Consider the following 25,272-nt stretch of genomic DNA (forward strand, 5'->3'; position numbering starts at 1 on the left):
TCCTGGCCCGGCCGGTATTCCCCCACCCGGACCAATAGCTCGATTTCCCGCCAGGCGGCCAGCAGCTGGCGCAGCCTGGCGGCGGCGGCGCGGTGGGGCCCGGCGCAAATCTGGTGCATGACGCGGCTGACGCTGGCGAGCACGTCGATCGCCGGGAAGTGGTTGGACTCCGCGAGCTTGCGCGACAGCACGATGTGGCCGTCCAGCAGCGAGCGCACCTCTTCCGCCAGCGGGTCGGCCTTGTCTTCCATCAGCACGGTGTAAAAGGCGGTGATGCTGCCGCGGGCGGCCGGACCGGCCCGCTCCAGCAGCCGCGGCAGCCTGGCGTACAGGCTGGGCGGATAGCCGCCGCCCACGATAGGCTCCCCGGCGGCCAGCGCCACCTCGCGCACGGCGCGGGCGTAGCGGGTGAGGGAGTCCACCAGCAGCAGCACGCGCTGGCCGCGGTCGCGGAAGTGTTCGGCGATGGCGGTGGCGGTGGCGGCCGCCTTGATGCGCTCCAGCGCCGGGCGGTCGGAAGTGGCGACCACCACCACGCTCTTGGCCCGCGCTTCCGCGCTGAGCACATGGTCGAGAAATTCGCGCACTTCGCGGCCGCGCTCGCCGATCAGGGCCAGCACGACGATGTCGGCTTCGCTGCCGGCGCAAAGCATGCCCAGCAAGGTGCTCTTGCCGCAGCCGGCTGGGGCGAAGATGCCCAGGCGCTGGCCGACGCCGACGGTGAGGGTGGCGTCGATGGCGCGCACGCCGGTGGGGAGGATGGTGTCTATCGCCTGGCGCTGCATGGGATCGGGAGGCTCGGCGTCGATGTCGCGCCGTGTTTCTACCCGCGGCGGCGGCAGGCCGTCCGCCGGCCGGCCCAGCGCGTCCAGCACCCGGCCCCGCAGCGCGTCGCCGACGCCGATGTCGGCGCGGCGTCCGCTGGGTTGGACCAGCATGCCGCAAGACAGGCCCAGCGGTTCGCGGTAGGGAGAGAGCAGCGCCTCGTCGCCGTCCAGCCCCACCACTTCGGCCGGGGCGCCGCCGGGCAGCGAGCACAGCTCGCCCAGTCCGGCGCCCGGCAGATGGGCGCGCAGCAGGGTGGCGCCGACTTCGGACAGGCGTCCTTCCAGGCGGCAATCGCCGCCTGCGGGCGGGGGAGGAGGCTCGATGGCGTCCAGGATGGCGTAGTAGTCAGGCAGGCGCATGGCCTTCTCCTATCAGTTCGACGTGGCCCAGGATCTTCAGCTCGGCCTCGTCGCCCAGCTCCTGGAACGACAGCACCGGCACGGAGAACAGATCGCGCTCGATCAGCTTGCGCACGAAGCGCCGCACGTCGATCGCGGTGACTAGCGCGGCGCCGCCGACGCCGCTTTGCTCCAGCGCGGAACGGATTTCGCCGACGATGGCCTGGTTCTCTTCCGGCCCCAGCGCCGAGTAGGAGCCGGCCGAGGTCTGGCGGATGGATTCGCGTATGGTTTGCTCGATGTGGCCGCCGATGACCCAGGCGCTGATCCAGGGCTGGCCGCGGCGCTGGCGGCCGACGATGTGGCGGCGCAGCGCCAGCCGGGCGTATTCGGTGAGCATTACCGGGTCTTTCTCGCGGGGAGCCCATTCCACCAGGGCCTCGAATACCGCGCGCAGGTCGCGGATGGACACGCCCTCGGCCACCAGCCGCTGCAGCACGTCGGCGATGCGGCCCACCGGCAGCTGGCGCTGCAGCTCTTTCACCAGCTCGCCGTAGCGCTGCTCCATCTGGTCCATCAGGTAGCGCGCCTCCTGCACGCCGATCAGCTCGGCGGCGTAGCGGTCCAGCGCCAGCGATACCAAGTGGACGACGCGTTCGTGGTCGCGGTGAACCGTCAGACCCAGCTTGGCCAGGCCGGCGGCCTGTTCCGGCGCCACCCATTGCAGGGTGAGGCCGCCGAAGGGCAGGGCGTCGCGCGCGGCGGCCTGGGGCACGGGCGCGCTGGCGGCATCCAGCAGCGGCAGCGGGCGCAGTTCCAGTTCCAGCACCGCTTCCTGGTAGAGCAGGAAGGACAGATGGCGCGGCGGCAGGCTGGCGTCCACTTGCAGCAAGATGTCCGGCAGCGGCAGGCCCAGCTGCTCCAGCTTCTGTTGGCGCAGCTCGGCCAGCGCCCGCGCCAGGGCAGCGTCGCGGCCAAGCTCGGGATGAACGCGCAGCAGCAGCGGAATGGCGCCGACCGGCGGCGGCGCGGCGGCGTCGCCGGCGTCCTGGCCGCCGCTGCCGGCGTCGCTGCCGAAGCCGCCAGCCGTCTCGCTGGTCTTGGCCCGCCGGGTCACCCAGGCGGTGCCGGCGGCCACCATGGCGGCCATCGGCAGAAATACCAGCGCGGGGAAGCCGGGCAGACAGGCGAACAGCGCCAGCACCGCCGCCACGATCCACAAGGCCTGGTGCTGGCGCATCAGTTGCGAGGACAGCTCCTGCGCCAGGTTGCGGCGGGTTTCTCCCGGCACGCGGGTGACGATGATGCCGGCGGCGATGGAGATCAAGAGCGCCGGAATCTGGGCCACCAGGCCATCGCCCACCGACAGGATGGCGTAGGTGGCGGCGGCTTCGCCGGCGCTCATTTCATGCATGAACACGCCGACGGCGATGCCGCCGAAGATGTTGACCAGGATGACGATGATGGAGGCGATGGCGTCGCCCTTGACGAACTTCATCGCGCCGTCCATCGCGCCGTAGAGCTGGCTTTCCTTCTGCACCAGGAGCCGCTGCTGCCGCGCCTGGCCGGCGTCTATGATGCCGGCGCGCATGTCGCCGTCTATGCTCATCTGCTTGCCGGGCATCGCGTCCAGCGAGAAGCGCGCGCTGACTTCGGCCACGCGTTCCGAGCCCTTGGTGATGACGATGAACTGGACGATGGTGATGATGGCGAACACGATCAGACCCACCGCCAGATTGCCGCCGACGGCGAAGTTGCCGAAGGTGTAGACCAGCTCGCCGGCGTCGTGCTGCAGCAGGATCAGCCGGCTGGTGCTGATGGTGAGCGCCAGGCGGTACAGGGTGGTGATCAGCAGCACCGAGGGAAAGGCCGAAAATTCCATCGGCTCGCGGATGTACACCGCCATCATCAGCAGCGTGATGGACAACGCCAGATTGATGGCGATCAGCACGTCCACCAGCAGCGTGGGCAGCGGCACGATCATCATGAAGATGGCCAGCAGCAGCATGGCGGCCAGCACTACGTCCTGGCGCGCCTGCAGGCCTTGCAGCCAGTTATTGAGCTTCATGGCTGCCCTCCGCGACGCGGTCCAGCAGCCGGCGCTGCTGGCGGGACATCCGGGCCCATTGTTCGGCGCCGCTGTCCCGCGGCATGGTCGCGGCCAGCCACAGGCAGCCGCGCGCGAGCCAGGCGCGCAGCGGAACGCCGTCGCCGGCCTCCGGCTGCAGCAGCGCCAGCAGGCGCAGCAAGGCGGGGCGGCGCCTGGCCTCCGGCAGCGGACGCGCCAGCGACAGCAGTGCCCGCCCGTCCAGCGATTCCAGATAGAACATGTCCTGCCCCTGGCGCAGCGACAGCCGCAGCGCGGCCGGGATGGCGCTCTCGCCCATCAGGCGCAGCCAGAGCTCGGTTTGTCTTTGCCATTGCAGATCCATGACGGCTTCCCCTTTGCTATGGCCGCATCTTGCGGCAGGGGCCGGTGGGGGAATATCGGGTGAATACCTGAGGTCGAGCCTTGGCTTCCATCCAGGCGGCGCGGCAAGGAAGCGCAACGCCGGATCAGGGGTCGGCTGCGCGGGTCTTAAGGTGTTTGCCTGAGTTGATCCTCACTTCATCAATGCAAGAATTCGAATTGCCATCTGTCCCCCTCTTCGGGTCTTGCCGCCGCGAGCGGGGCCTTCTTGCCAGAGAGTTTTGAAAACAAATTAAGGATGATATGAAAGATTTGTCCGGATTTCATGGCTGCGCCATGGCCTTGATGGCGCATATCGGCTTTCAGGGACATGTCATGCTGGAAGATCAAGAAGTGATGACTTTGACGCTGGAACAGCGTTTTCTCGTTCATTTTGGCTGCGTGGATGGCGAACGGTGGTTTTTGCTGGCGGAGCTGGGCGAATGCGTCTCGGCCCAAGAATGCGCATTGCTGCTGCAAGCCTTGCGGCATAACCAGATGACGACTCTGGTGCGTCCCTGAATGAAAAAAATTGCCTTTGTCTGCACCTGATTTTGCCTGGGAATAAATGTGATCTACCTATCGTGGTTTCGGCTTTCGATGCCCTGCTGGATAGTGTGAAGCCATTGCTGCATTCAGGCTTGTCTGTAAATTCCCGTATTTGATGCGGGAGATGGAGGGAGGTGTGTCGTATGAGTGTTTTTGAAACGGGTTTGAATGTATTCAATGCCAATTTTCCCAGCCTGAATGCGCTGAAGGGAAAGGATGGCGCCAAGTTGGGGGAGGCGCATATCGGCTTGCATAAGAATGGCGATCTGGTCGTTTATACGGGCATTGATTTTTTGCTTCATCCAAATCAGGTGCGTCAGGCTAAGGATTTCCTGGCGGAAAATATGGGCGGCGATATGGCAGAAAAGTCATTTCCTCTACTGGCGGACCTGCTTGTCCAGGCGAGAAGGAGAGACGTGTCAGCAAGCTTCGTTGCAGCGGATATCCATGCAGGGGATAAATTCAAAAATGATCCCCGCTTCAACCATGTTGTGAATACCTGCACGCCTGCTGAAGCTGAACGGTTTGATTCTGATAAAAGACAAGTGCTGGATGGGTGCATTCGGCCGTTGCAGGGCTGCGGCATCGTTGCCCCTTCATCATTGCTGGATACGCTGCCGGTCAAGTTTGATTTCATCATGCATGACAAGAATGTCAATATGACAGGCGGCAGCGAGTTTCCTTTGCGGAGTGAAGACCGGCCAAAGGGATTGTATGTCTATGATGGTGCGCATGCAAAGGCGGATGAGCAACTGCCTGGCACGCCCTATGGCAATTATTTCAACAAGCATGCGTTCGGGCCTGATTTGAAGATCATTGGGGTGGATAATGGGGATAAGGGAACGCTGGGTATCAGGATAAATTTTGACGATATTCCTGAAAATATCCCGCTGCTGATCAACGGCGGGGCGCTGTCTGGCTGCACCATGGTGTATGGCATCAAGGACGGTCATTTTTATGCGTATCATGCCGGGAAAGCAACCAGGGAAGATGATGGCTGGACCACCTGCACCGATGGCGCCCGTTCCATCATGGAAACACACGCTCAGTTTGCCGGAGGCCAGGCTCCTGCCGGAGTGTTTGGCAATCAGGCCTTGCTTGATTTTCTGCAAGGCAGTTTTGATTATGCGGTCATGGGCTATTGCGGTCATGATGACAGGCCGGATTCCATTGTCAAAAATAATGGCAGTCGAGTTGTAAGTTTTAACTACAACGGTCGTGATGCAGGCGGCGCTGTCCGTGTAGGAAACTCCGCGGCACTGCTGATGAAAAAGGATGGCGTGCTCAGCTTTGAAACCCTGAATGATGATATGAGTATCGGCTTGCAGGGCAGCGATATTCAGTCTCTGGATTGCCGGACGACAAGATGGGTATCTGGGCGGTGACAGTTTTGACTGGCCCTGTTGATGGCATGGACGCGCCCTCCCGGACCCGGTAACCCGGTGAGGGAGAGGCTTCTTTCGGGGTATATCGGATGGCGCGCTGAAGTGTAAGGAACGGTTGTGAATGGATTCTTGATTGAATGAAAGCCTGTGCATTTCAAGATGCGCAGGCTTTTCCCTTAATGACGATGGGGATGGTCTTTGTTGTAGTTGCCTATCATGTATTTTTTAACGGATTCAGCTTCGTCGTTATCGAAATGCCTGCCGCGTGCCGGGTTGGCCTGATCTTGCTGCAGCGCGGAGGGGCGAGGAATCGAGACCTGAGGTCTGTTCGGGGGGGCGGCGCGATGAAGGCTTCAGCGCCGGACGAGGACGGAAAATGCCCGGCATGATAACGGCCGGGCATGAGGCGAAAGGATGGTCAGGCTAGTTTGAAGCGGGTGACGTCCAGCTCGGGGTGACGCGCGACGTGGCGCATTTCCGAGAGGGTGATGGGTTCGTTGAAGTCGGCGCTCCGGGTCTGGCCGGTTTTCCAGGGCTTGCGCTGCAGCTCGCTATCCGTCATCTCTTTTCCGGAGAAGTCCTGCCATGCGAAGGCGATTTTGGCGCCTGAGGACTGGAAGTATTCCAGCCCCAGTTTGCTGGTCTGCCGGAAGAAGGCGGTGTTGAGCGCTTTCTCGACGATGTCCTGTTCAAAGGGCGTGAAGCGATCCTGGAGAAACTGCCCTTGCTCGGGACGCGGGAGCGCGGAGAGTTGTCCCAGCCGGTTGGCGAAAGTGGTGAAGTCGCCTTCGCCGTTTTTTTTCGTGCGAGGATCTTGTAGTGCCTCCAGATAAGCCGGCGGCGTGTTCTTGGCGAGAAAAGCATGGATTTCAGAATTGCTTTTGCCTTGCTGCTTGCTGAAAATATCCAACTTGCCGCTGTGGTCGCGCAGAAAATCTGTCCAGCCGGCCAAGCGATCGCGTTGCCATTGTATTTTCTGGTCCTCAGGGGCGTTGCCTGGATAGCCTTTGGCGAATGCCTCCAGCTTGTCCGGATCGATGTTGGCGGCAAGCGTACCGTTTTCCATACGGTCCAGAGCGTCGAAATAGCTCTCCGCAGTGAGGGGCCAGGCGATTCCGAGCGCGCTGTTGTACTCGTCTATGGTTTCGAGCTTGACGTCCTGAGTGACTTGCAGTTGCGTGAGCTTTTCACTCATTTGCCCGCGAATATGCGTGCCGCCGTATAGCGCGCAGCGAATGGGTTCGCCGCTGCCGGGTTTGGGCAGTTCGGCCTTGAACGGGAGGGCTTGGGCAAGACGGCTCGCACGGTGAGAAAACAGGCTGGCATCTTCTCCGGCGGAGACGATGAATTCTTTCAGGCGGGAGCCGACGCCGAGATTCGCATCGCGTTGCGCGCTGGCTTGTTCGCCGTGGTATTCGATCTTATAGGTTTGGCCATTGATGTCCATGCGGCCAATTTTCTCAAAGCCGGGAAATTGCGCGGCGTGGCTAACTTCTCCCAGGCCGCCGATTTTAATGGAGAGTTTGGCTTCCATGAGGTGTCTCCTTGTCAGGCCAGATTGTGGTGGGGCGATGGCTGCGGCTGCGGCTGATCGTCGCCGTGCCGGCTCAGGCGCATTCGCCAGTCGCGCATGGATTCGATCAGCAATGAAAAGCGGTCATGGAAGTCTGCCAGGTCGCTGCGCGCGACTTCCAGGGTCCAGTAAAGAAGCAGGCTGCGGGTCTGGGCTTCGATGCCCAGGCCGGGTGCCTGCCGTTTCAGCGGGTTGAGCGCGTCAGCCAACAGCTCGGTTTGAATGGCAGGGGAAAGATCACGAGGCAAGTCGCGAGCGACGACGCCGATCAATGTCAGGGTATCGTCGCTGTCCTGGCGGATCGCGACGTCAAAGTCGCAATCGACGGTCAGCTGGCATAGCCCATCATGATCGAAGCGGGCGCCCGGAATGCCGATGCCGGCGGCGAATTGCTCAAGCAGATGTTGGGTTTGCATGGCGTGCTCTTAAAAATGGGTTGGACAGGCTAGGGCAATGGTGAAAGGTCCGGCGACGCGCTGCTTTGGCAAAAAGTGGCGATCTTTGGCAAAACGACCAGACAGGCGGACGCTGGGAAATGCCAGGGTGTGCGGTGGGGCGGCGTTCATCGGGCAGATGCCTGGCCGCCGGGTTCAGGTGTTGGCCTGATGGGGGAAGGGACGGTCCGGGCAGACAATGGGCGCCATGATTCCTCGGGAGCGCAACCATGGCACTCACAGACCAACCGGTTCAACTGATCACCTTGCTGGCGACGCTATCGCTGCTGCCGCTGCTGGTGGTGATGGGCACGTCGTTTCTCAAGTTGGCGGTGGTGTTTTCCCTGCTGCGCAACGCGCTGGGCATCCAGCAGATTCCGCCCAACATCGCGCTCTACGGCCTGGCGCTGATCTTGTCCTTGTTCATCATGACGCCGGTGGGGATGGCGGTGCAGGACAAGCTGGCGGTTTCGCCGGCCCAGCCGCAGGCCAGCCTGCTTGCGCGGCTGTCTGACGACACCCTGGACCCGTACTGCCAGTTTTTGAAAAAACACGCGGCGCCGGCGCAGCTGCGCTTTTTCCGCGACACGGCGCGCAAGAGTTGGCCCGAAGCCGTCCGCGCGCGAGTGAGCGACGATTCGCTGCTGCTGCTGATGCCGGCCTTCGCCGTCAGCCAGCTGATCGAGGCGTTCAAGATCGGCCTGCTGCTGTTCCTGCCCTTCATCGCCATCGACCTCATCGTCTCCAACGTCTTGCTGGCGATGGGGATGATGATGGTGTCGCCGATGACGATATCGATGCCGTTCAAGCTGCTGGTGTTCGTGCTGGTGGGCGGCTGGGACCGGCTGCTGGGCCAGCTGCTGCTGTCCTACCGTTGAGGAGAGTGGCATGGGACAAGCCCAGATCGTTCAGTTGGCCAGCGAGTTGCTGTGGCTGGTGCTGATGCTGTCGCTGCCGGTGGTGGTGGTCGCGTCGGTGGTCGGCGTGCTGGTCGGCCTGGTGCAGGCGCTGACGCAGGTGCAGGACCAGACCGTGTCGTTTCTGATCAAGCTGGTGGCGGCCTGCATCACCTTGGCCCTGACCCACCACTGGATGGGCCAGGCGCTGTTGCGCTACGCCGAGCGCAGCTTCGATCTGATCTCGCGCATGGGAAGCTGAGCATGGACTCGCTCAATCCCTGGTGGCCGTTGCTGGGCGCGGCGATGATGCGCCCGCTGGGGGCGATGCTGCTGTTGCCGCTGTTCAGCCCTTCGATGCTGGGCAGCGCGCTGATCCGCAACGCGCTGGCGCTGATGGCCACCTTGCCGGCGCTGCCGCTGTTGGCGCAGCTGGCGTTGCCGGACCCGATCCAGGCGCCGGCCGCCTATGCGCTGCTGTTGGCGAGCGAGCTCGCCGTCGGCCTGTTGCTGGGGTTTTCCGCCGCCATCCCGTTCTGGGCGGTGGACATGGCCGGCTTCGCGCTGGACACGCTGCGCGGCGCGTCGATGGCCGGCGTGCTCAATCCGCTGATCGGCGGACAGTCGTCGCCGATGGGCGCCTTGTTTTCGCAATTGGCGGCGGTGCTGTTCATGGCGCTGGGCGGCTTTCATGCCTTCCTGTCGGCGCTGTACGCCTCCTACCAGCACTTGCCGCCGGGCATGGGCTGGCACTGGTCCAGCCAGTTCGTCCCCTTGCTGCAGCGGCAGTGGCAGCTGCTGTACACGCTGGGGCTGGGTTTCGCCATGCCGGCGCTGGTGATGATGGTGCTGGTGGATCTGGCGCTGGGCCTGATCAACCGCTCGGTGCAGCAATTGAACGTGTTTTCGCTGTCGATGCCGATCAAGAGCCTGGTGGCCTTGCTGATGCTGATCATCGGCCTGCAATTCGGCCTGTCCGACGTCATTGCCAGCTTTGAAGGCTTCGACGGCGGCCTGGCGCGCGTGCTGGAGCCGGGACGGTGAGCGAGAAGACCGAGCAACCCACCGCCAAGCGGATACGCGACGCCCGCGAAGAAGGGCAGGTGGCCAAGAGCCAGGAAATCGCCGCGGTGGCGCAGCTGGGGCTGATCCTGCTGTGGCTGGTGGCGGAAGGGCCGGCGCTGCTGCGGGGCTTGGGCGGGCTGATGGCGTCGGCGGTGGCGGTGTCGAATCTGCCGCTGCAGGCGGCGCTGGCGCAGCTGGTCGGTGAAACGGCCGCGCTGATGCTGCGCTTCGTTTTCGGTCTGGCCGGATTGCTGACGGTGGCCTTGCTGCTGGTCGGGCTGATCCAGTCGGGCTTTTTGTTCGCGCCCAAGGCGCTGATGCCGTCGGGCGAGCGCATCAACCCCTTGTCCAACGTCAAGCAGATGGTGTCGGCACGCACGCTGTTCGAGCTGGGCAAGATGCTGCTCAAGGTCGGCGTGCTGGGGCTGACCTTCACCTATCTGATCAAGCGCTACGCCGCGTCGTTCGCCCATCTGCCGCAAGCCGGGCTGGAGGCCGGGCTGATGGTGTGCGTGCAGATGGCGCAGTGGATGTGGGCGGTGCTGCTGGCCTTCACCGCGGTGTTCGCGGTAGCGGATTACGCGATGCAGCACCACCAGCTGCGCAAGCAGCTGATGATGTCGCGCGAGGACATCAAGCAGGAGTTCAAGAATTCCGAGGGCAGCCCGGAGGTCAAGCAGCGCCGGCGCGAGCTGCACCGCGAGGTGCAGAGCGGCAGCCTGGCCGGCAAGGTGGCCAAATCCTCGGTGGTGGTGCGCAACCCCACCCATATCGCCGTCTGCCTGCGCTACGAGGCCGACGACACGCCGCTGCCCCAGGTGCTGGAGTATGGCCGGGACGAGTTGGCGCGGCGCATCGTGGCGCTGGCCGAGGCGCAGGGCATTCCGGTGGTGGAGAACGTGCCGCTGGCGCGCGCGCTGGTGGCGTCCACCCGGCCCGGCGACTACATTCCCGAGCCGTTGTTCGCCGCCGTGGCGCAGGTGTTGAGCCTGATCCGCGACCGTTTGCAAGAGGAGGACGACGATGAAGCCACTGTATAGCGTCCTGCTGTGGCCGCTGCTTTGCGCGCCGGCCGGCGCGGAGGCGCTGCAATGGTACGCGGTGCCGGCCGAAGCCGCGCCGTCGGTGGTTGCGCCGGCGGTTCGGGCTGAGCCTGCATCCGCCGCTGCCAAGCCGCTGCCGTCTTCCGCCCAGCGCTATCGGCCGCTGATCGACGACGTGGCGCGCCAGCATGCGCTGGACCCGATGCTGATCCACGCCGTGGTGCAGGTGGAGTCCGCCTACCGGCCGGAGGCGGTGTCGGGCAAGGGAGCGGTGGGTCTGATGCAGCTGATGCCTGCCACGGCGGCGCGTTTCGGCCAGACGGCGCTGTACGATCCCCGCGCCAATCTGCAGGCCGGCGCCGCCTATCTGGACTGGCTGATGAATCGTTTCGGCGGCCGCCTGGACTTGGCGCTGGCGGCTTACAATGCGGGAGAGGGCGCGGTGGCGCGCTACGGCAACGCCATCCCCCCCTATGCCGAAACCCGGGACTATGTCCGCAAGGTCATGGCCCATTACGCCGGCCTGAAGGGCGAGGCGGGCGCGGCGCCGGCGGCGGATGCCGCGGCCGTGCCCGCGCCGCGCCGGCCGCGCCGCGCCGCGGGCGGCATTGGCGACATGGAACAATTCTGGCGGCTTTTTACCGGCGGCTCCCCGCGGCCTCCGGCGGCCCGACTTTGATTAGGATCAGCATGCCCAATCTGCCCTGGCGCGCCTCGCTGCCGTTTCGCCTGTCCCTGGTTCTCAGCGGCGCCATCGCGCTGTTCTGGCTGCTGGGCACCGGCGTGACCCTGTTTCTGGACTATCAGGACACGCGCCGCGAGCTGGTGGAGCGGCTGGAGGCGCAAACCGCCAACCGGGCCGCGCAGGAGAGCGCCGAGCTGCAAGGCGTGTCGCGCGACGTGCGCACCCTGCTCAGCAGCTGGCGCGGCTTGTCGGAGAGCGTGGGCAGCGGCAGCTACCTGAGCGCCTACTACATCCCTTTCGACGAGAAGAACCGGGACGCGCCGCCGCGCGTCGAGCGGGCGCTGGCCTTCGTCGAGGCTTTCGGCAGCGGTGGCCTGGGCAATCTGGTCAATACCTTCGTGGTGATGGACAAGGGCATCGTGCTGTCCAGCGCCAACGGCCCCAAGCATCAAATCGAAAGCCAGCGGCATTTGTCCCAGCTGCGCAGCCTGCGCGGCCAGCCGGTGCGCGACGGCGTGCTCTGGGGCCGCCCCTATCAGTCGTACAGCGGCAAGTGGTGCATGGTGGTGGCCGCCCAGGACGCCGCCAGCAACGACCTGATAGGCATCACGGTGCAACTGTCGATGAATTTCGGCCTGGACAAGCTGGATGTGCTGCACGAAGGCTGGCTGGCCTGGCTGGATGGCGCGGGACGGGCGCTGACCCCGCTGCCGCCGTGGACGCCTCCCGGCTTGCCGGCTGCGCTTCCGGATTGCGTGGTGCCGTATTCGCGGCGGGTGGAGGGCGTGCGCGCCATCTGCACCAATGTGGAGCCGCCGGGTTGGCGCATGGTGCTGCTCTATCCGGCGGACGTGCTGACCGACAGGGCCTTGGCGGCGCTGCCCCGGCACTTGCCCATGGCGCTGCTGGTGCTGGTGTCCCTGGTCGGCCTGCTGTACGCGGTGCTGCAGCGCAGCCTGGGCCGGACGCTCAGCCACTTCGTCCGCACCATCAGTCCCCAGGCGGATGTCAGCGCGCAGCAGCGCCTGCCGGAAGCGGGCGAGGACGAGCTGGGGCAGATCGCCTGCGCCTACAACCGCCTGCTGGACGTGGTGCAGGCGCAGTACGCCGAGCTGGAGGCCAAGGTGGCCGAGCGCACGACGGCGCTGGAGGAGGCCCGGTACCGGGCCGAGCGCGCCAGCGCCAACAAGAGCGAGCAGCTCACCAGCATCAGCCATGAAATCCGCACGCCGCTGAACGGCATCGTGGGTGCGCTGATGCTGCTCAACCGCACCGGCGGCACCGCCAGCCAGCACGATCTGGTGGACACCGCGCTGAAGTGCTCCGGCCATCTGCTGGAGATCATCAACAATTTGCTGGATTTCTCGCGGATCGAGTCCGGGCAGATGGTGGTGACGCCCGCCTTGCTGGACCCGCTGGAACTGATAGACCAGGCCATGCTCACCGTGCAGCTGCAGGCGCTGGAGAAGGGGCTGTCGCTGCAGACCGAGGCGGCGACCAGCTTTCCGCGGCGGTTGCATACCGATGGCCTGCGCCTGCGCCAGATCCTGATCAATCTGTTGGGCAACGCCGTCAAGTTCACCTCGAGCGGCGGCGTCGTCCTGCGCGCCTGGAGCATGGAGGGGCGGGTGTATTTCAGCGTCCACGACACCGGGCCGGGCATCCCGGAAGAAAAGCGGGCCGAGGTGTTTTCCGCCTTCCATCAGCTGGACAACCATGTTTCCGGCAGCGGCCTGGGCTTGCCGATCGCCCGCAGCCTCGCGCGCTTGCTGGGCGGAGACCTGTATCTGACGCCGGCCAGCCGCGGCGCCTGCTTCCAGCTGGAGCTGCCGCTGGGCGAGGTGTGCGCCGACATGGTGCCGGACCTTGGCCCCATCGTCGCCCCGGAGCGCCTGCATGAGCAGTTGCGCGCCTGGGGCTATCGGCCGGAAGCGGGCGCCAACGCGGCGCTGGAGGCGCCGGAGCTGGCGTATCTGCCGGCGCGGCTGCGCCAGTGGCTGGACCCTGACGGAACGCCGGGCTCGCGGGTGGACGACGGCGACGTGCCGGTCTCGGTCTGGTCGCTGCAGGTGCTGGTGGTGGATGACGTGGACACCAACCGCGACATTGTCGGGCGCATGCTGCGCCTGCAGGGCCACCACACCATGGAGGCGTCCAGCGGCGAGGACGCGCTGGCGCTGGGGCGCTCGCATGTTTTCGACGTGGTGCTGATGGACATGCGCATGCCCGGCCTGTCAGGCGGGCAGACGACGGCGCTGTGGCGCGAGGAAGCCAACGGCATGCTGGACCCGGATTGCCCCATCGTGGCGCTCACCGCCAATGCCCAGCCGGGGGAGCGGGAGCGTTTGCTGGCCGCCGGCTTCAACGAATATCTGACCAAGCCGGTGACGCCGGCCATGCTGGCGCATGTGCTGGACTTCGTCGCCGATCTGCAGCTGACGCGCGGCATGGAGCTGGAGCCCAACGCTGGCTGCGACCAGCCCATCCTGGCGCGGGACCCGGATTTCCTGCGGCGGCTGGAGCAGGATTTGCGCCAGCGCTATCTGCGCCTGGGCGAGGCCGTGGCGGCGCAGGATCAGGCGGCCAGCCTGGATCTGCTGCATGCGCTCAAGGGGCTGGCGGGCCAGGCCGGGCTGCATCTGGTGTGCGAGGCGGTGGAGCACTGGGAGGCGCAGCTGCAGCAGGGGGCCGGATTGCGCAAAGACGCGTGGCAGGCGCTGGGAAGATTGATAGACAGCGTGTTGTAGGGCTCAGAACTCCAGCACGCCCAGCCGCCGGGCCCAGTTGCTCAGCTCCGCGGCGTTGTGCGCGTCCAGCTTGCGCATCAGGTTGAGGCGATGCGTCTCCACCGTTTTCAGGCTGATGGACAGCAGCTCGGCGATGTCGCGGTTGCGGCGGCCTTCGGCCACCAGTTTCAGCACCTGGCGCTCGCGCAGCGTCAGCGGCGTCTCCCCCAGGGTGCGCTCGGTGGTGTCCAGCGTTTCCAGCTTGAGGGCGGGGTCGATATAGGTTTTGTCCAGCGCCGCGTGCTGCAGCGCGGCCAGCAGCACTTGCTGCGGGCTCTGTTTGAGCACATAGGCCAGCGCGCCCGCGGTCAGCGCGGCGCGGCCGCGGTGCTCCTCGTTCGACGCGGTGAATACGACCACGCGCAGCGCCGGCCAACGCCGGCGCAACTGGTGAATCACATCGATGCCGTCCATGCCTGGCAAGCCCAGATCCAGCAGCACCAAATCCGGATTGAGCTGTTGACAGGCTTCGTAGGCGGCCAGCCCGTCGGATACGGCCCCGACAACCTCGTAACGCGGCCGGTCCGCCAGCAAAGAGCGGATGCCGTCTATCAGCAGCGAGTGGTCTTCAACGATAAGGACGCGCAGGGGGAGTGAACTCATCTGGCTAGGCCTTGTAAATAAAGTGTTAATTTTAATTGAAATTTTCTCTGCGGCAGCAGAATTCACAATAAGCCTATGGGGCAAATCATAGTCATTAATAAGTTCTTTGACATGCCCAATTAGGTTTATATCCGTGAGCCATCAAGCCATCGTTTCTCTTGCGCGGCATGCCGCCGCCGTCGCCCCCGCCGGGAGGCGGCGTGGAGCGGCGCGGCGTGAAATTCAGGTGTAGGCCGGATATTTCACGATAGCGCCTGTTGGCAGCATGGGGGCATGAAAAAAGCACTCGATCCCCATTCCGCATTGCGCAGTTTGGCCGCGCGCCTGGCACAGCCGCGCTGGTCCGCCGCCGGGTCGGTCGCCACCGGCATGCTGGGCGAGCGCCATGCGCGCGCGCGCAGCTTCGACGCGGGGCTGACCGTGGCGCTGACCCTGGATCGGCCCGTATCGCAAGCGCCGGAAGCCTGCCTGCTGCTGGCCTCCACCCCTGAGGCCTGCGACGACGCCCTATACCTGGCCGACGACCGCCTGTGGCTGCTGCGCCGTTTTCCCGAACGGCTGACCGAGGTGGAGTTCGACCTGCTGCTCAAGCAACAACTGGCACTGGCGGCGCTGCTGGCCGGGCGTGACCGCGCTCCCCCCCTTGTTTTGCCGATTGCCGGGAGATACGCATGAAATGCCTGCCCTTGCTGATGGCCGGCGCGCTGGCCTCCTGCGCCGCCGCGGCCCAACCCATTCCCTGGCGCGGACCGCCCTTTTTCGTTTCCAGCCGCAATACGCCGCTGGCCTCGGTGCTGAAGGACATGGGCGCCAACTACCGCTTGCCGGTGGTGGTCAGCCCCAGGATTACCGAGGCCTATGCCGGGGAGCTGAGCGACAGCCCGCGCGGCAAGGCGCTGTCCGAGCTGTCGCGGCTGTATCAGCTGCTGCCGTATTACGACGGCAACACGCTGTACGTTTACAAGGCGCAGGAGATGGACCAGGCGCTGCTGACGCCGGCCTATCTGAGCGGGACGGAACTGGAGGGGCTGATCCGCCAGAGCCGCCTGCTGGACGGCGCCGCCTGCCGGCTGCGCCAGGTGGGCGGCGCCAACGCGCTGCAGGTCAACGGCGTGCCGGTGTGCCTGACCCGGGTGGCGGCATTGGCCAAGCAGCTGGACGAGCAGAATCTCAACCAGGAGCAGAACAAGGAAACCATCGCCATCTATCCGCTCAAGTACGCCAACGCCGGGGACAGCAGCTACGCCTACCGCAGCCAGAACGTGGTGGTGCCCGGCGTGGTGTCGGTGCTGCGCGAGATGGCGCAGGGCAGGGCGCTGCCGCTGCCCGACAACAAGACGCCGGCGCCCGCCGACGCCAGCGGGCTGCCGATGTTTTCCGCCGACACGCGGCAGAACGCGGTGCTGGTCCGCGACCGAAAGAAGAACATGCCGCTGTACGCCGACCTGATTCCCAAGCTGGACCGCCGCCCGGGCCTGATCGAGATATCGGTGGCCATCATCGATGTGGACGCCGCCGACATCAACGAGCTGGGCATCGACTGGTCCGGATCGGCCCGCATCGGCGGCGGCACGGTCAGCTTCAACAGCGATGGCGGCCTGGCATCCGACAGCTTCTCGTCGCTGGTGTCCAACTCCGGCAACTTCATGCTGCGGCTCTCCGCGCTGGAACAGAAGTCCAAGGCCAAGATCGTCTCCCGCCCGTCGGTGGTGACGCTGGACAATGTGCAGGCGGTGCTGGACCGCAGCGTCACTTTCTACACCAAGCTGGTGAGCGAGAAGAACGCCAAGCTGGAGTCGGTGACGGCCGGAGCGCTGATGCGCGTCACGCCGCGGCTGATCCACGAAACCGACGGCGACAAGGTTCTGCTCACCCTCAACATCCAGGATGGCCGCCAGGACAAGCCGATCAGCCGCGCCGAATCGCTGCCGCAGGTGCAGAACGCCGAGATCGCCACCCAGGCCAGGCTCAATCTGGGCCAGGCGCTGCTGCTGGGCGGCTTTGTCCAGGACGAAAGCGTGGAGGGCGTGCGCAAGATTCCATTGCTGGGCGATCTGCCGCTGATCGGCGGCCTGTTCCGCAGCACGACCAAGAGCGAGCGCAATGTGGTGCGTCTGTTCCTGATCAAGGCCGAGCCGCGGCAGCTATAGGGGAAACGATCATGGACGCCAGTTTCAAGCTCAAGCTGCTGAACGGCCCGCTGGCCGGACGCGAGCTGTTTCTGCCGCTCGGCCCGTTCACGGTAGGCGGCGGCGACAGCGACCTCTCGCTGCCGCTGGAAGGCGGCGCCGTCGCCACGCTGGAAGTCTCGGCCGACGCGGTCAGCCTCGGCAGCCGGACCCCTTGCTGGGTAGGCGGCCGCAGCCATCCGCCCGGACCTTTGCCGCCGAATGCGGCGATAGACATGGCGGGGCTGCATTTCGTGCTGGGGCCGGCCGACGCCGAATTGGGCGCGCCGAAGGCGTCGCCGCGCGGGAACCTGAAGCGTTCCGCCGCCATCATCCTGGCCGCCACGCTGGCGCTGGCCGCGGCCCTGGCCTGGGCGGCGATGCCCGCCGATCCGCCGGCGGCCCCCGGGCCGCGGGTCTGGCTGCCGCAGGCGCTGGCCGCCGAGCCGGGATTGTCGGCGCGCTGGCTGGACGGCGGCGGGCTGCGGCTGTCCGGGCGCTGCCGCAGCAGCGAGAAGCTGTCCGCGCTGACCGCCAGGCTGCGCGCCGCAGGCGTGCGCCTGCGCCAGGAAACGGTGTGCGACGACGAATTGCGGCGCTCGGTGCGCGCGCTGCTGGGCAGCTACGGCTATCCGGACGTCACGGTGTCGCTGGACGCGCAGGGGCGGGCGGATATCGACGGCCAGGTGGAGAGCGACGCCCGTTTCGCCGAGCTTTCCGCCGCGCTGGATCAATTGCCGGGCCTGCAGGGCTGGCGCTTCACCGATCGCGGCGCCGACGCCCTGGCGGCGCTGCTGGCCCGCTTGCGGCAGGCCGGGTTGCTGTCCGGGTTGAGCGCGGCCAGAACCGATCAGGGCTGGGTGCTGTCCGGACAGCTGGACGCCGCGCGCCAGGCCGCTCTGGACGCGCTGCTGGGGCGGTTCAACGCCGAAGCCGGCAAGAGCGGGCGCTTCCGCTTCATCAGCGCCGCCAGCACCGCCCAGCCGGCCGACTACCTGCCCGCCGCCATCTCCGGGGTGGGCGGCAATGCCCGGGCGCCCTATCTGGAGCTGGCCAACGGCATGCGCTTGCAGCCCGGCAGCCCGCTCAAGCGCGGCATGCGCATCGTCGCGATCACGCCGGCCGGCGTCTCCATCGCCGGCAATCGACAACTGGTGTTCCTGCCCTTGCACGGCTGAACGGAGAGTTTGCATGCATACCTTGACCGAACTGGAAGACACATTGGCGGCCGACCCGAACGGCCGCGATCTGGGACGACTGCTGGCCGCGCTGGCCGCGGAGGCCGCCGATCTGGGACTGAGGCAGCGCCAGCCGCAAAGCGCCGCCGCCTACGCCAAGCTGGAGCGCCAGCGGCTGGCCTGCCTGGCGGCGATGCGGGTGGTCGACACCGTCTGGCATAGGCGGCATCGCGCGGCCGCCCAACTCAGGTGATGACCTGATGGAGCTGGCTGGATCCCGGCGCGATGATGGCCACATGGTGAACAAAAGGAGCGCGCGATGACTTGTCTGCACATCATCCTGACAACGGAAGACGACATGGTACGCGTTGCCGGGCAAAGCTATCCGGTTCTCGGCCCCAGCCTGTTGCTGATGGCGGGAACGGCGACGCCGCAGCTGTCGGCGGCGGGGCGGGCCTACCCCGTTTCCGCCATGGAGCTGCAACTGGTTTACCGCGACATGCAGCAGCTGCTGCCGGCCGGCGGCCGCGGCGCGATGCTGGACATCCCCCGCAACATCCCCGCCGAAGAAGGGGTGCTGCGCGCGGCGGGGCAGCTGGCCGAGGCCGACCGCTGCGCGATGCTGCGCTTCGTGCTGTCGTATTGCCTGGCGGTGGACGGCGAATACTGCGCGGCCCTGCTGCGCTACCTGGTGGCCGCCGACCTGGACCTGTTCGATTTCATCCACCGCCACCGGCTGCAGCCGTGGCCGGTGGCCCGCTACGCCGACGCGCTGGGGCTGCCGCTGCGCAAGTTCAACCAGCTGTTCAAGGAAAAGTACGGCGTGTCGGCCAAGCACTGGCTGCTGGCGCAGCGGCTGGAGTACGCGAGGGGCTTGCTGGAAACCACCACCAAAAAAGTGATCGACGTGGCGCTGGAGTCCGGCTTCGGCAATCCGGCGCACTTTTCCGACAGCTTCCGCCGCCATTTCCGCATGTCGCCCAGCGACGTCAGGCGGGAGGCGCCGACGGTGCCGCTCGCGCCGTCCCTGCTGTTTTGAGCCAAGGAGCCCTCCATGAACATCGATTCCATCGTCTCCCAGATCGGCGGACAGATATCGCAGGCGGCCAGCAACGCGGAGGCCGCCATGAACAGCGATGTGCAGAACAACCCGGAAAGCATGCTCAAGTCGCAGTACGCGCTGCAGCAGTACTCGGTGATGATCGGTTACGAAAGCTCGGTGATGAAGGCGGTCAAGGACATGATGATGGGCATCATCTCCAAGATCGGATGACGAGCATGCGCGCAGAACCCCCCATTTCCCGCCTGGTGATCGAGGCCGGCTTCGCCGCCGTCAACCATGGCCTGCGGGCCGAGATGCACGACATCCTGGCCGCCTTGCCCGACTGGCTGGACGACCCAGCCCAACTGGCGCGCTGCGAGGCCGTATTGCTGTTCGGCCTGGGCCGCCGCCGGGCCGCCGCCGCCCGGCTGGCCGCCTTGCCGGACGACGATTGCGCCCCGTTGCGCGCCTTGCTGAACGCGACTTCCTCGGAGGAAAAATCATGAGCATAGAAGCCATTTCCCACGCCCTCGCCGCCCTTACTCCGCTGGGGCAGAGCGAGGCGCCGGCGCCCGACGCCTCTTCCCAGCAGCGTTTCGCGGCCTTGCTGGACAGCCAGAAAGCCGCCGATTCGCCGGATGCGCTGTTCGCCGCCCAGAGCGCGCTCAGCGAGCTCACCGTCGGCTCCGAGCTGACCGCCAAAGTGGCGGGCTCGCTGACCCAGTCGATCAACAAGCTGGTCAGCATGCAATGAAAATCGCGCCTTGGGTCCTGCTGCTGAGCGTCTTGCTGCTGGCCGGCTGCAAGAGCGAGCTCTACAGCAAGCTGGACGAGAGCGAGGCCAACCAGATGCTGGCGCTGCTGATGTACAACCACATCCCCGCCGACAAGGAAACGGCCAAGGACGGCGTGACGCTGAAGGTGGAGCGCGACCGCTTCGTCGACGCGGTGGAGGTGCTGCGCCAGAACGGCCTGCCGCGGCGCAAGACGGTGACCATGCAGGACCTGTTCCCCAGCGGCCAGCTGGTGTCGTCGCCGGAGCAGGAGGAAGCCAAGCTCAGCTATCTGAAGAGCCAGCAACTGGAAAAGATGCTGTCCAGCATGGACGGCGTGGTCGCAGCCGAAGTGTCGGTGGCCGAGCCGCGCGGCGTCGACGGCGAAGCGCCGCCGCCGGCGTCGGCCGCGGTGTTCATCAAGTACAGCCCGGAGGTCAACCTGGCCGCGCGCGAGCCGGAAATCCGCGCGCTGGTGCGGGACGGCATCCCCGGCCTGGCCGCCGATCGCATCAGCATCACCCTGCAACGGGCGGAATATCGCTACCAGCCCGCGGCAGAGCCGAAGGCGCGGTCCATTCCCTGGCTGCCCATCGCCGCGGGAGGGGGAACCCTTGCGCTGGGCGGCCTGTGTCTCGCCGCGCTGTGGTGGCGGCGCCGGCCGGAGGCCGTCGGATGAGTCCGGCTCTGCGGCGGCTGCACGCGCTGTGGCGGCGGCCGGGCCGGGAAATGGCCGATGGCTGGTGGGACAAGCTGGGCCTGGCCGGCTGGCGGGCCGCCTATGCCGGCCAGGCGCTGACGCGGCCGGCGCTGGACCGCCTGATCGCCAGCCGCCTGGGCCATGCGGGCGGCGCGCCCGAGCGGTCGCCATTGGCGGAGGCGTTGCTGGAGGACGACATGCGCCGCGAAGCGCTGTGCGCGGCGTTGGGCCTGTGGGCCTTGCGCTGCCCCGATTATCTGCTGTTGAAGCCTTACCGCGAGGCGCTGTCGGCTGTGCTGGACGCGCGCGCGCAGACGCAGTTGCAGGCGCTGCTGCCCCGGGGCGCAGCCGCCGCGGAGCTGGCGCCGGCCGAACTGCCGGCTGCCGCCCGCGCGTTGGGCGCCGCCTGGCTGGCGGACGCGGCCGAGCCGTCGCTGCGCTTGTGCCGCCTGCTGTGGGCGCCTTCCGCGCAGGCCGCGCCGGCGGCGCCGCTTGAGCCGGCGCTGCAAAAATTGTCGAGGTGGCTATGAATAATCCGCTGCAAATCCCCGTGGCGGTTCTGCCGGGGCCATTGCCGGCGGCAACCGTGATTTCGGCCGCCGAGCTGGCGGCCAGGCAGGACATCTCCGCCGCGCTGGAGGCGGAGAGGGCGGCGGCGCGCGACGACGCCGATGCCCTGCGCCGCCAGGCCCAGGCCGAACTGGAACAGGCCCGGCTCGACGCGGACGCGCTGCGCGAGGCCGCCAGGCGCGAGGGCGAGCGCCAAGCGGTCCTGGCGCGGGAAGAGGCGGTGGCCGACGCGGTGCGCTGGCTGTGCTGCGAACAGGAAATGGAAGGCTTGATCGCGCGCCAGCTGGCCCTGCGCTGGCGCGGCATCACTGCCGGAGTGCTGGAGGCATTGTTGGGAAACTGTGATCAAAGCGAGCTGCTGCTGCGCCGGGTGGAGCGCCAGGTGGCGCGGCTGCTGCCGCGCGGCAGCGTCAATCTGCATGTCGCGCCGCAGGCGTTGAGGGCGGCGGAGCAGGCCTACGCCGACGTGCCTGGGGTGGCGGTGCTGGCTGACGCCGCGCTGTCCGTCGGGCAGGCCAGGCTGGACAACGGCTTGGTGCGCATCCACCTGGACACGCCCGCGCATCAGGCGCGGGTGCTGGAGCAACTGAGGGGCGATGCCCGGGAGGCGGCCCATGCTTAGGCTGGACCAGGTGACGGCGGGAACGGCGCTGGGCGGGGTGGACGACGGCATCGCCGCCCAGCCGATGGGCAGGCCGCCGGCGGCGGAGTCGGTGCTGGCGCTGGCGCAGGCCGAGCTGCTGGAATTTCAGAGCGACGCGCTGACCGAGACCCAGGAAGACCTGGGCTTCGCCTTGGGAGGACGCTTGCGCGACAACCGGCGCGGCGGCATCGGCCAGGACGGCGCGCGCGGCCGGGTGCTGGCACAGAAGCTGGTGGCGGAGCTGGCCGCGGTGGAGGCCGCCGATCTGGACAGCCTGTTGAGCGGCCCGCAAGACTGGCAGCGCGCGCCGCAACTGTTGGCCGCGATGCAGGCGCAGACCCCGGACCCGGGCCGCATGGCCCTGCAGCTGGCCGCCTGGCTGGCCAAGGGCAGGCCGGACGCCAAGCTGCGCCGCCGCATGGAAGAGGCGCTGGCGGCGCTGACCGCCGACGACACCCTGGCCTTGTCCCTATTCGGCGCGCTGGAGTACGGCGCGACGACGCCGGCCTTGCGCCAGGAACTGCTGCGGCTTTACCACCGCGCCGGAGCGTCCCGGCAGAAACTGTCGCAGTGGCTGGCGTCGCTGGGCGAGCGGGATGGGCGGCAACGCAAGCTGCGCACCATGCTGCGGGTGCTGTCCTACGAGCTGTCGGCCAGCGGCCAGGCCATCGTCGGCAGCCATCTGGCCGCGGTGATCGGCGACCTCCGGCAGCTGTTGCGCATCCTGGGCCTGGAGGCCCATTGCGACCAGGCCGCTGCGGCGCTGGACTTGCCGACCCTGGACGGCGAGACCCTGCTGCGCGGCGTGGTGTCGCTGCTGGAGCAGGTATGGGTGAACGCGGACAGCGTGGCGGAAGCGCTGCCGCCGGTGGCTCCCGAGCAGCAGTATCGGCTTGCCCACGCGCTTGGCCGGCTGGCGCAGCTGCTGCCGGAAGACTGTTTCGGCGACGCCGAGCAGAAGGCGCAATTGGAGGCCGCGGTGGCGGAGCTGCGCGACCGCAGCCTGGAATAGCCGGCCCGCGCGGCATCGCAGTGTCAAAAACCGAAGGATATGCGGTTTTCTGAAAGCCGGTCGCCGCGCCGGCTGATATGTTGCCGCCATTGTCTCCGCTGGCGCGCGGCGGCTTCCGGCCAAGCCGGTCGGCTGGCGGCGCGCGCCATGTCCCATCGAGTTGTCGGCAATTTGCGAGTCCAAACCACATGACCATTCAATTCAATCGCGCGGCGATCACGCCGGGCAATGTCGGCCAATCCCAGCTGGATTCCATTTCGAACCAGGCGCCGGGCGCAAGCGGCGAGCCGCTGGGCCTGGGAGGGCTGGTTGAGGCGGTGAAGGACAAAACCGGGATGGTCGCCTCGCACCTGATTCCGCTGCAGCAGGTCGCGCGCGAGCATAACTGCATCATCGGCATCCGGCCGGTGGATAGGCTGGCCACCGAGCTGATCGAAACCGGGCATCCCACCAAGGGCTTTCACATCAAGGGCAAAAGCGCGTCCTGGGGCGCGCAGGCCGGATTGATCTGCGTCGACCAGCGCTTCAGCAAGCTGGAAAACGCTTCAGCCGACCGCATCGCCAAATTCAACTCCCAAACCCGGCAGTGCATCCGCGACGGCGACGCGGCGGCGGTGCCGTTGACGATCTCCGCTTCGCGCCTGTCCAGCCTGCTGCAGGCCGGCGTGCTGAACGATCTGTCGCGGGAAAACGCTGAAGGCGTGCGCACGTTCACCGCGAAAGCGCCCAGCGGCAAGGAATATGTCTTCGAGGCGGCGCGCAAGTCCGGCGGCGAGGAGGCGTATGAGATCCGCCACGATGGCGCGCCGATTGAAGTGTTGGCGCCCAACGCCGATGCGAAACCCCTCACCGCCGATTACGACTTGTTGCTCATCGGCCCGCATTTGAGCGATGTCGGGCCGCAGGACAATCTGCCGGTGCCGGATGTCGCGCATCAGGTCTTCCGCGACCGGATCGACCATTACCGCGGGATTCCGGCCAATGCCGGCCTGCTGGACGCTTATCTGAATCCCAAGAGCTTTTATCGCCGCGAGGATGCGGAAATCGGCAATGCCTCGGCGCGCATCCGCGACATGATTCCCGTCATCAACCAGGCCTTGGTCGGCGATGGCGAGCGCGTGGTGCACCACAATGCCGATTCCGGCAGCCCGGCGACGGACCCGGACGCGAATTACCCCGCCACCTTCGCCTTGCCGGCCAGGATCGGCCGCTTCGACGAAATATGCGTGATCGCGAACAAGGAGGAGCTGGCCGAGCTGGTGAAGCAAGCCAAGGACAGCGGCTACCATCTGCCCTTGAACCCGTTGTGGGAAAAAGAAGTGAGCGGCGTCAGGCGCGAAAGCTTTGTCGACGCCCGCCGCCGCTTGGGCGGAGAGTGAGCGGACGCCGGCATCGGACAGGCGGGCGGGGCTCAGCCGGCCAGCAGCGGCCGCAGCTTGGCGCGGGCGTCGCGCAGGATGTCGGCGGTGGTGTGCCAGTCCACGCAGGGGTCGGTCACCGAGCAGCCGTAGCGCAGCTGCGACAGATCGGCCGGGATGGCCTGGTTGCCGGGCTCGATGAAGCTTTCCAGCATGAAGGCGCGGATGCTGCGGTTGCCGTGGCGGATCTGGGATACCGCGTCTGCCAGCACGCGCGGCTGCAGCGCGTGCTGCTTCCACGAGTTGGCGTGCGCGCAGTCCACCATGATGGCCGGCGGGATGTCGTGCTTCTTCATCGCCTGTTCGGCCAGCGCAATGCTCACCGAATCATAGTTGGGCCGGCCGCCGCCGCCGCGCAGCACCAGGTGGCAGTGCGGGTTGCCGCGGCTGTTCACCACCGCCACCCGGCCGTCCTTGCCCATGCCCAGGTAGGCGTGCGGGGCGCTGGCGGAGACGATGGCGTTCAGCGCCGCGTCCAGCGAGCCGTCGGTGCTGTTCTTGAAGCCCACCGCGCTGTCCAGCGCCGACGCCAGCTCGCGGTGGATCTGCGATTCGGTGGTGCGCGCGCCGATGGCCATCCAGCTGTACAGGTCGGCCAGATACAGCGGCGACATCGGGTCCAGCGCCTCGCCGGCCAGCGGCAGGCCCAGCTCGGCGGCGGCCAGTAGGAAGCGGCGGGCGATGTGCATGCCCTCGTCCACGCAGTAGCTGTCGTCCATGTAGGGGTCGTTGATCAGGCCCTTCCAGCCCACGCTGGTGCGCGGTTTTTCGAAGTAGGCCCGCATCACGATCAGCAGCGTGTCGTTCAGTTCGGCGGCCAGCTCAGCCAGCCGGGCGGCGTAGTCCAGTCCGGCGCGCGGGTCGTGGATGGAGCAGGGCCCCACCACCACCAGCCAGCGCGGGTCGTCGCCGCTCAGCACGCGCTTCACCGCGTCGCGGCCGGCGTGGACCGAGGCGCTGGCGCGCGCGCTGGCCGGCAGGCTGCGCAGCAGTTCGGCGGGGCTGGCCATCGAGCGGTAATCGGCCTGGCTGGATGGCGGCGCGTGGCCGTGTTCGGGCGCGAGTAGGCCGTGGTCCGGCCTGGCAAGCGTTGTCATGATGTTCTCCACAGGATGATCCGCAAACGAGCCGCGG

General features: G+C 66.7%; 28 protein-coding genes. 21 read left to right on the top strand and 7 right to left on the bottom strand.

From position 1 onward, the window contains the following. The 3 genes from ACY3GB_RS20970 to ACY3GB_RS20980 form a co-directional block, all read right to left on the bottom strand. A partial coding sequence (locus ACY3GB_RS20970; RefSeq protein ID WP_463090432.1) for a FliI/YscN family ATPase occupies positions 1-1,187 on the bottom strand: 1,187 nt, incomplete at its 3' end. Beyond that, positions 1,174-3,234, bottom strand: coding sequence for an EscV/YscV/HrcV family type III secretion system export apparatus protein (locus ACY3GB_RS20975; RefSeq protein ID WP_463090433.1), 2,061 nt, complete (start codon positions 3,232-3,234; stop codon positions 1,174-1,176). The genes ACY3GB_RS20970 and ACY3GB_RS20975, both read right to left, overlap by 14 nt. Further along, positions 3,221-3,598 (bottom strand): hypothetical protein, encoded by a 378-nt coding sequence (locus ACY3GB_RS20980; RefSeq protein WP_463090434.1) that lies wholly within the window; start codon positions 3,596-3,598, stop codon positions 3,221-3,223. The genes ACY3GB_RS20975 and ACY3GB_RS20980 overlap by 14 nt, the downstream gene beginning before the upstream one ends. 281 nt (positions 3,599-3,879) lie before the next feature. Here ACY3GB_RS20980 and ACY3GB_RS20985 point away from each other — a divergent pair, with 281 nt between their 5' ends. Both ACY3GB_RS20985 and ACY3GB_RS20990 read left to right on the top strand, forming a co-directional pair. After that, the gene (locus tag ACY3GB_RS20985) at positions 3,880-4,137 is read left to right on the top strand and encodes a CesT family type III secretion system chaperone (RefSeq protein ID WP_463090435.1); all 258 of its coding nucleotides are present in this window, start codon (positions 3,880-3,882) and stop codon (positions 4,135-4,137) included. 170 nt (positions 4,138-4,307) lie between these two features. After that, positions 4,308-5,549, top strand: coding sequence for a cytotoxic necrotizing factor Rho-activating domain-containing protein (locus ACY3GB_RS20990; protein ID WP_463090436.1), 1,242 nt, complete (start codon positions 4,308-4,310; stop codon positions 5,547-5,549). Between the two features lie 418 nt (positions 5,550-5,967). On the opposite strand, the gene ACY3GB_RS20995 is transcribed toward ACY3GB_RS20990, so the two are convergent. After that, positions 5,968-7,083 (bottom strand): hypothetical protein, encoded by a 1,116-nt coding sequence (locus ACY3GB_RS20995; protein WP_463090437.1) that lies wholly within the window; start codon positions 7,081-7,083, stop codon positions 5,968-5,970. Positions 7,084-7,097: 14 nt separating this feature from the next. After that, positions 7,098-7,538: a type III secretion system chaperone gene (locus ACY3GB_RS21000; protein WP_463090438.1), complete on the bottom strand. Its 441-nt coding sequence runs from the start codon at positions 7,536-7,538 to the stop codon at positions 7,098-7,100. 248 nt (positions 7,539-7,786) lie between these two features. Here ACY3GB_RS21000 and sctR point away from each other — a divergent pair, with 248 nt between their 5' ends. From sctR to ACY3GB_RS21030, 6 genes are read left to right on the top strand one after another with little or no spacing between them, the layout of a single operon-like run. Continuing rightward, a complete protein-coding gene (sctR, locus tag ACY3GB_RS21005; protein ID WP_463090439.1) occupies positions 7,787-8,434 on the top strand; it encodes a type III secretion system export apparatus subunit SctR in 648 nt (215 codons plus the stop codon). A gap of 10 nt (positions 8,435-8,444) precedes the next feature. Next, positions 8,445-8,714, top strand: coding sequence for a type III secretion system export apparatus subunit SctS (gene sctS, locus ACY3GB_RS21010; protein WP_231153623.1), 270 nt, complete (start codon positions 8,445-8,447; stop codon positions 8,712-8,714). Between the two features lie 2 nt (positions 8,715-8,716). Further along, positions 8,717-9,496: a type III secretion system export apparatus subunit SctT gene (sctT, locus tag ACY3GB_RS21015; protein WP_463090440.1), complete on the top strand. Its 780-nt coding sequence runs from the start codon at positions 8,717-8,719 to the stop codon at positions 9,494-9,496. Next, positions 9,493-10,557 (top strand): EscU/YscU/HrcU family type III secretion system export apparatus switch protein, encoded by a 1,065-nt coding sequence (locus tag ACY3GB_RS21020; protein ID WP_463090441.1) that lies wholly within the window; start codon positions 9,493-9,495, stop codon positions 10,555-10,557. Before sctT ends, ACY3GB_RS21020 begins: the two co-directional genes overlap by 4 nt. Further along, entirely contained in the window at positions 10,541-11,239 is a 699-nt protein-coding gene (locus ACY3GB_RS21025) for a lytic transglycosylase domain-containing protein (RefSeq protein ID WP_463090442.1), read from the top strand. Before ACY3GB_RS21020 ends, ACY3GB_RS21025 begins: the two co-directional genes overlap by 17 nt. A gap of 11 nt (positions 11,240-11,250) precedes the next feature. Beyond that, complete coding sequence (locus ACY3GB_RS21030; protein ID WP_463090443.1) at positions 11,251-13,992, top strand: two component system sensor kinase; 2,742 nt, start codon at positions 11,251-11,253, stop codon at positions 13,990-13,992. A 3-nt stretch (positions 13,993-13,995) separates the two neighbouring features. On the opposite strand, the gene ACY3GB_RS21035 is transcribed toward ACY3GB_RS21030, so the two are convergent. After that, the gene (locus tag ACY3GB_RS21035) at positions 13,996-14,634 is read right to left on the bottom strand and encodes a two component system response regulator (protein ID WP_463090444.1); all 639 of its coding nucleotides are present in this window, start codon (positions 14,632-14,634) and stop codon (positions 13,996-13,998) included. Positions 14,635-14,907: 273 nt separating this feature from the next. Here ACY3GB_RS21035 and ACY3GB_RS21040 point away from each other — a divergent pair, with 273 nt between their 5' ends. From ACY3GB_RS21040 to ACY3GB_RS21100, 13 genes are all read left to right on the top strand, one after another. After that, positions 14,908-15,309, top strand: coding sequence for a hypothetical protein (locus tag ACY3GB_RS21040; RefSeq protein WP_463090445.1), 402 nt, complete (start codon positions 14,908-14,910; stop codon positions 15,307-15,309). Next, the gene (locus tag ACY3GB_RS21045) at positions 15,306-16,784 is read left to right on the top strand and encodes an EscC/YscC/HrcC family type III secretion system outer membrane ring protein (RefSeq protein WP_463090446.1); all 1,479 of its coding nucleotides are present in this window, start codon (positions 15,306-15,308) and stop codon (positions 16,782-16,784) included. The genes ACY3GB_RS21040 and ACY3GB_RS21045 overlap by 4 nt, the downstream gene beginning before the upstream one ends. Positions 16,785-16,795: 11 nt before the next feature. Beyond that, on the top strand, positions 16,796-17,980 hold the full coding sequence (gene sctD / locus ACY3GB_RS21050; RefSeq protein WP_463090447.1) for a type III secretion system inner membrane ring subunit SctD: 1,185 nt from the start codon (positions 16,796-16,798) through the stop codon (positions 17,978-17,980). Between the two features lie 13 nt (positions 17,981-17,993). Then, on the top strand, positions 17,994-18,233 hold the full coding sequence (locus tag ACY3GB_RS21055; protein ID WP_463090448.1) for an EscE/YscE/SsaE family type III secretion system needle protein co-chaperone: 240 nt from the start codon (positions 17,994-17,996) through the stop codon (positions 18,231-18,233). A 66-nt stretch (positions 18,234-18,299) separates the two neighbouring features. Continuing rightward, a complete protein-coding gene (locus ACY3GB_RS21060; protein WP_463090449.1) occupies positions 18,300-19,019 on the top strand; it encodes a helix-turn-helix domain-containing protein in 720 nt (239 codons plus the stop codon). A 15-nt stretch (positions 19,020-19,034) separates the two neighbouring features. Further along, positions 19,035-19,253: a type III secretion system needle filament subunit SctF gene (gene sctF / locus ACY3GB_RS21065; RefSeq protein ID WP_463090450.1), complete on the top strand. Its 219-nt coding sequence runs from the start codon at positions 19,035-19,037 to the stop codon at positions 19,251-19,253. A 5-nt stretch (positions 19,254-19,258) separates the two neighbouring features. Beyond that, complete coding sequence (locus ACY3GB_RS21070) at positions 19,259-19,528, top strand: EscG/YscG/SsaH family type III secretion system needle protein co-chaperone (RefSeq protein WP_346789821.1); 270 nt, start codon at positions 19,259-19,261, stop codon at positions 19,526-19,528. Continuing rightward, on the top strand, positions 19,525-19,776 hold the full coding sequence (sctI, locus tag ACY3GB_RS21075; protein ID WP_463090451.1) for a type III secretion system inner rod subunit SctI: 252 nt from the start codon (positions 19,525-19,527) through the stop codon (positions 19,774-19,776). The genes ACY3GB_RS21070 and sctI overlap by 4 nt, the downstream gene beginning before the upstream one ends. Then, on the top strand, positions 19,773-20,474 hold the full coding sequence (gene sctJ, locus ACY3GB_RS21080; protein ID WP_463090452.1) for a type III secretion system inner membrane ring lipoprotein SctJ: 702 nt from the start codon (positions 19,773-19,775) through the stop codon (positions 20,472-20,474). The genes sctI and sctJ overlap by 4 nt, the downstream gene beginning before the upstream one ends. Continuing rightward, on the top strand, positions 20,471-21,025 hold the full coding sequence (locus ACY3GB_RS21085) for a type III secretion system domain-containing protein (RefSeq protein WP_463090453.1): 555 nt from the start codon (positions 20,471-20,473) through the stop codon (positions 21,023-21,025). Before sctJ ends, ACY3GB_RS21085 begins: the two co-directional genes overlap by 4 nt. Then, positions 21,022-21,687 (top strand): hypothetical protein, encoded by a 666-nt coding sequence (locus ACY3GB_RS21090; protein ID WP_463090454.1) that lies wholly within the window; start codon positions 21,022-21,024, stop codon positions 21,685-21,687. The genes ACY3GB_RS21085 and ACY3GB_RS21090 overlap by 4 nt, the downstream gene beginning before the upstream one ends. Beyond that, positions 21,680-22,720 carry a TyeA family type III secretion system gatekeeper subunit gene (locus tag ACY3GB_RS21095; protein ID WP_463090455.1) on the top strand — a complete coding sequence of 347 codons (1,041 nt, stop codon included), beginning with the start codon at positions 21,680-21,682 and terminating at the stop codon, positions 22,718-22,720. The genes ACY3GB_RS21090 and ACY3GB_RS21095 overlap by 8 nt, the downstream gene beginning before the upstream one ends. A gap of 188 nt (positions 22,721-22,908) precedes the next feature. Next, positions 22,909-24,099, top strand: a complete 1,191-nt coding sequence (locus ACY3GB_RS21100) for an anthrax toxin-like adenylyl cyclase domain-containing protein (protein WP_463090456.1) — start codon at positions 22,909-22,911, stop codon at positions 24,097-24,099. Between the two features lie 32 nt (positions 24,100-24,131). Here the strand turns inward: ACY3GB_RS21100 and ACY3GB_RS21105 are convergent, their stop codons facing one another. After that, complete coding sequence (locus ACY3GB_RS21105; protein ID WP_463090457.1) at positions 24,132-25,235, bottom strand: 3-deoxy-7-phosphoheptulonate synthase; 1,104 nt, start codon at positions 25,233-25,235, stop codon at positions 24,132-24,134. Positions 25,236-25,272 lie beyond the last annotated feature (37 nt).

Source organism: Chromobacterium sp. Ag138, from assembly GCF_055181315.1.

Excerpts from the sequence above, each read along its gene's own strand:
- ACY3GB_RS20975 (WP_463090433.1), bottom strand. The coding sequence starts at position 3,234 with ATGAAGCTCAATAACTGGCTGCAAGGCCTGCAGGCGCGCCAGGACGTA.
- ACY3GB_RS20980 (WP_463090434.1), bottom strand. The coding sequence starts at position 3,598 with ATGGATCTGCAATGGCAAAGACAAACCGAGCTCTGGCTGCGCCTGATG.
- ACY3GB_RS20985 (WP_463090435.1), top strand. The coding sequence starts at position 3,880 with ATGAAAGATTTGTCCGGATTTCATGGCTGCGCCATGGCCTTGATGGCG.
- ACY3GB_RS20990 (WP_463090436.1), top strand. The coding sequence starts at position 4,308 with ATGAGTGTTTTTGAAACGGGTTTGAATGTATTCAATGCCAATTTTCCC.
- ACY3GB_RS20995 (WP_463090437.1), bottom strand. The coding sequence starts at position 7,083 with ATGGAAGCCAAACTCTCCATTAAAATCGGCGGCCTGGGAGAAGTTAGC.
- ACY3GB_RS21000 (WP_463090438.1), bottom strand. The coding sequence starts at position 7,538 with ATGCAAACCCAACATCTGCTTGAGCAATTCGCCGCCGGCATCGGCATT.
- sctR (WP_463090439.1), top strand. The coding sequence starts at position 7,787 with ATGGCACTCACAGACCAACCGGTTCAACTGATCACCTTGCTGGCGACG.
- sctS (WP_231153623.1), top strand. The coding sequence starts at position 8,445 with ATGGGACAAGCCCAGATCGTTCAGTTGGCCAGCGAGTTGCTGTGGCTG.
- sctT (WP_463090440.1), top strand. The coding sequence starts at position 8,717 with ATGGACTCGCTCAATCCCTGGTGGCCGTTGCTGGGCGCGGCGATGATG.
- ACY3GB_RS21025 (WP_463090442.1), top strand. The coding sequence starts at position 10,541 with ATGAAGCCACTGTATAGCGTCCTGCTGTGGCCGCTGCTTTGCGCGCCG.
- ACY3GB_RS21030 (WP_463090443.1), top strand. The coding sequence starts at position 11,251 with ATGCCCAATCTGCCCTGGCGCGCCTCGCTGCCGTTTCGCCTGTCCCTG.
- ACY3GB_RS21035 (WP_463090444.1), bottom strand. The coding sequence starts at position 14,634 with ATGAGTTCACTCCCCCTGCGCGTCCTTATCGTTGAAGACCACTCGCTG.
- ACY3GB_RS21040 (WP_463090445.1), top strand. The coding sequence starts at position 14,908 with ATGAAAAAAGCACTCGATCCCCATTCCGCATTGCGCAGTTTGGCCGCG.
- ACY3GB_RS21045 (WP_463090446.1), top strand. The coding sequence starts at position 15,306 with ATGAAATGCCTGCCCTTGCTGATGGCCGGCGCGCTGGCCTCCTGCGCC.
- sctD (WP_463090447.1), top strand. The coding sequence starts at position 16,796 with ATGGACGCCAGTTTCAAGCTCAAGCTGCTGAACGGCCCGCTGGCCGGA.
- ACY3GB_RS21055 (WP_463090448.1), top strand. The coding sequence starts at position 17,994 with ATGCATACCTTGACCGAACTGGAAGACACATTGGCGGCCGACCCGAAC.
- ACY3GB_RS21060 (WP_463090449.1), top strand. The coding sequence starts at position 18,300 with ATGACTTGTCTGCACATCATCCTGACAACGGAAGACGACATGGTACGC.
- sctF (WP_463090450.1), top strand. The coding sequence starts at position 19,035 with ATGAACATCGATTCCATCGTCTCCCAGATCGGCGGACAGATATCGCAG.
- ACY3GB_RS21070 (WP_346789821.1), top strand. The coding sequence starts at position 19,259 with ATGCGCGCAGAACCCCCCATTTCCCGCCTGGTGATCGAGGCCGGCTTC.
- sctI (WP_463090451.1), top strand. The coding sequence starts at position 19,525 with ATGAGCATAGAAGCCATTTCCCACGCCCTCGCCGCCCTTACTCCGCTG.
- sctJ (WP_463090452.1), top strand. The coding sequence starts at position 19,773 with ATGAAAATCGCGCCTTGGGTCCTGCTGCTGAGCGTCTTGCTGCTGGCC.
- ACY3GB_RS21085 (WP_463090453.1), top strand. The coding sequence starts at position 20,471 with ATGAGTCCGGCTCTGCGGCGGCTGCACGCGCTGTGGCGGCGGCCGGGC.
- ACY3GB_RS21090 (WP_463090454.1), top strand. The coding sequence starts at position 21,022 with ATGAATAATCCGCTGCAAATCCCCGTGGCGGTTCTGCCGGGGCCATTG.
- ACY3GB_RS21095 (WP_463090455.1), top strand. The coding sequence starts at position 21,680 with ATGCTTAGGCTGGACCAGGTGACGGCGGGAACGGCGCTGGGCGGGGTG.
- ACY3GB_RS21100 (WP_463090456.1), top strand. The coding sequence starts at position 22,909 with ATGACCATTCAATTCAATCGCGCGGCGATCACGCCGGGCAATGTCGGC.
- ACY3GB_RS21105 (WP_463090457.1), bottom strand. The coding sequence starts at position 25,235 with ATGACAACGCTTGCCAGGCCGGACCACGGCCTACTCGCGCCCGAACAC.